Origin of the sequence: Streptomyces sp. NPDC088194 (assembly GCF_040702025.1) — a bacterium.
Classification (GTDB): Bacteria; Actinomycetota; Actinomycetes; order Streptomycetales; family Streptomycetaceae; genus Actinacidiphila.
Genome location: NZ_JBFBIV010000204.1, coordinates 1 through 2,826 on the forward strand (window position 1 = coordinate 1; position 2,826 = coordinate 2,826).

At 71.1% G+C, this 2,826-nt stretch carries 2 protein-coding genes and 1 CRISPR repeat array; both genes read left to right on the forward strand.

What is annotated here, in order from left to right; genetic code table 11:
* The first annotated feature begins 266 nt into the window (after positions 1–266).
* Positions 267–1,055: a GntR family transcriptional regulator gene (locus AB0399_RS40365; RefSeq protein WP_366414680.1), complete on the forward strand. Its 789-nt coding sequence runs from the start codon at positions 267–269 to the stop codon at positions 1,053–1,055.
* Positions 1,052–1,822: a glycosyltransferase family 2 protein gene (locus tag AB0399_RS40370; RefSeq protein WP_366414679.1), complete on the forward strand. Its 771-nt coding sequence runs from the start codon at positions 1,052–1,054 to the stop codon at positions 1,820–1,822. The genes AB0399_RS40365 and AB0399_RS40370 overlap by 4 nt, the downstream gene beginning before the upstream one ends.
* A 168-nt stretch (positions 1,823–1,990) precedes the next feature.
* A CRISPR array of direct repeats spans positions 1,991–2,814; the repeat unit is 29 nt; unit sequence GGGAACAGCCCCGCTCGCGCGGGGAGCAC.
* Positions 2,815–2,826: the final 12 nt, after the last annotated feature.

The window sequence follows — 2,826 nt, forward strand, 5'->3', positions numbered from 1 at the left end:
GGCCGCTCGGGGGCGGCGGCCGTGCCGGGATCAAAAGCACTCGTTCGATCAGGTGCGCGCTGTGGAGTTCTCAAGCGACGGGCGCTGCCTTCAGGTCCGTTGCGCGGGCCCTCCGGGCGCTTCTGTCTCTCGACTCCTCAAGAGAACATGTCCTCATGTCCTCTTGAGGAGTACGCCGCCGACTGTGACACGCGACTCCTTAAGTCGTCAAGACCTCTTGAGGAGTTGTATGCTGAGGCCGCCCGATGATCAGGACGGTGAGCTGTATGGCCAAGGCGTACGAACGGATCGCGGACGATCTACGCGACCGCATCCGTGCAGGTGAGCTGAGTCCTGGCGACCGCCTGCCCTCCGAGACGGCGCTCGCCGACGACTACGGCAAGAGCCTGCCGACCCTGCGTCAGGCACTCGGCCTTCTCCAGGCCGAGGGGCTCATCGAGAAGCAGCACGGCCGCGGCAACTTCGTGCGGCAGGCGCGTACGCAGGTGCTCCGCACGAACCTGCGGCACCAGTGGGAGAAGGACCGCGCCCGGGAGCCCGAGCAGCAGCGGAAGCAGACCGGCGCGACGGAGCACGACACCGGGCTCGGCGTGGACGACCTGGTCTTCCATGCGTCATACGAACAGGTCGAAGCCGGTGCGGAGTTGGCCGAGATCTTCGATGTGCCGGTCGGCACGATCATGGTGGAGCGCACCTACCGCACCCGGTACCGCGCCGAGGACCACCCCTTCAGCCTCGTCGACTCCTACCTCGTCCGCGACGTGGTCAGCGAGAACCCCGACCTCCTGGACGCCGCCAACGAACCCTGGCCTGGTGGTACGCAGAGTCAACTCCACTCGATCGGAATCGAGTTGGACCGGATCGAGGAACGCGTCCTCGCCCGCCCGCCGTCCCCCGATGAGGCCGAGGAACTGGGCCTGCCGCCGGGCGCCTCGCTGATCGTCCTCGGCAAGACCTCCTACGACACCACCGGCCGCGTGGTCGAGCACTCCTTCGTCCGACTGCCGGGCGACCGCACCGTCATGACGTACACCACCCCCCTGGAAAGGTGGTGACCGCCGTGGCGGACCGCCGCATCGACGTCATCACCGCCGTCCACGCACCCTCCGCGCCCTACCTCGCGGACGCCTACAAGTCCCTGTGCGCCCAGGAGTTGCCCGCCGGCTGGGAGTGGCACTGGGTCATCCAGGAGGACGGCCGCAGCGACGCCGTACGGCCCCACGTCCCGGACGACCCCCGCGTCACCTTCCACCAGGGCCGGCCCGGCGGTCCCGGCGTCGCCCGCACGATCGCCCTCGCGTACGCCTCCGGCCCCTACGTCAAAGTCCTCGACGCCGACGACCAGTTGACCCCGGGCGCCCTCGCCCGCGATCTGGCCCTCCTGGAGGCCGACCCGAACCTCGGCTGGGCCACGTCCCGCGTCCTCGACCTCCTCCCCGACGGCTCCACCGCCGGCTTCGACGGTGACCCGGCCGACGGCCCGATCGCCCGCGGCGCCGTCGTCGACTACTGGAAGGCGAACGGTTTCCGCGCCCAGGTCCACCCGGCGACCCTCTTCGTCCGCCGTGACCTGCTGCTCGCGCTGGGCGGGTGGATGGCCTTGCCGGCTTCCGAGGACACGGGCCTGTTGCTGGCCCTGAACACCGTGAGCCGTGGCTACTTCACGCGGGAGCACGGCCTCCTCTACCGCAAGTGGGAAGGCCAGGCCACGGCCCAAGCCAGCCACACGGACGACGCCGAACGCGAAGCCCGGATGGCCGTGGTGGCGGCCCGAGCCGAAGCGCTGTCGTGTGCCGGATGGAGGTCGTCCGCCACTGGCTGACCGCTTACCGCCCGGGCGTACCCGGGCGGACTCGTAGCGGCTTACCTACCTTTGCTCAGCGGAGTTGACCGGGCTATGCGACCTCCGATGTAGCGCCGAGAGCACCGCCAGCGTTTCCCCGCAGATGCGGAAGGACTCAGTCCCGCCGTCCGCGTAGGCGCGGAAGAGGGGAAGAGCCCCGCTCGCTCGGGGAGCACAAGGGGCCGTACAACGGCCGCAGCCGAGTACCGGGAATAGCCCCGCTCGCGCGGGGAGCACCCGGTGGCCACGGGGTTCGATGAGCTGCTGCTGGGAACAGCCCCGCTCGCGCGGGGAGCACCTTACGCCCGGCTGTCGGAACTTGCCGGTCCCGGGAACAGCCCCGCTCGCGCGGGGAGCACTCTTTTGCCCAGGCCCGAATGTCTGCGGTTTGGGGAACAGCCCCGCTCGCGCGGGGAGCACTGGGCCGTCGACAAGCACGGCCTCCCGGCCAAGGGAACAGCCCCGCTCGCGCGGGGAGCACCTGTACGACGACACCGTGACCGTGGTCGGCCCGGGAACAGCCCCGCTCGCGCGGGGAGCACCTCACCGTCGCCGACCGCACCATCCCGCTCCGGGGAACAGCCCCGCTCGCGCGGGGAGCACCGGGGTGGGGGCGAGGCCGTCGATCAACTGGTGGGGAACAGCCCCGCTCGCGCGGGGAGCACCAACTGGGCGCGCGTCCCGCCGGGCCACGGCTCGGGAACAGCCCCGCTCGCGCGGGGAGCACTCGGTGAGGGTCCCCAGGGGCCACGTGGAGGCGGGAACAGCCCCGCTCGCGCGGGGAGCACGTCGGCGGTGTGCACCCACCTTAGATCCGCAGGGGAACAGCCCCGCTCGCGCGGGGAGCACGCTGGCATCGGGTACTCGTACACCACGGCCACGGGAACAGCCCCGCTCGCGCGGGGAGCACATGCGCGGCGCCGACACCGGCAGCCGCACGCCGGGAACAGCCCCGCTCGCGCGGGGAGCACCGGGTTACGACC

What these genes read in the sequence shown, in the direction of transcription:
- AB0399_RS40365 (WP_366414680.1), top strand. Translation starts at nt 267, where the DNA reads ATGGCCAAGGCGTACGAACGGATCGCGGACGATCTACGCGACCGCATC.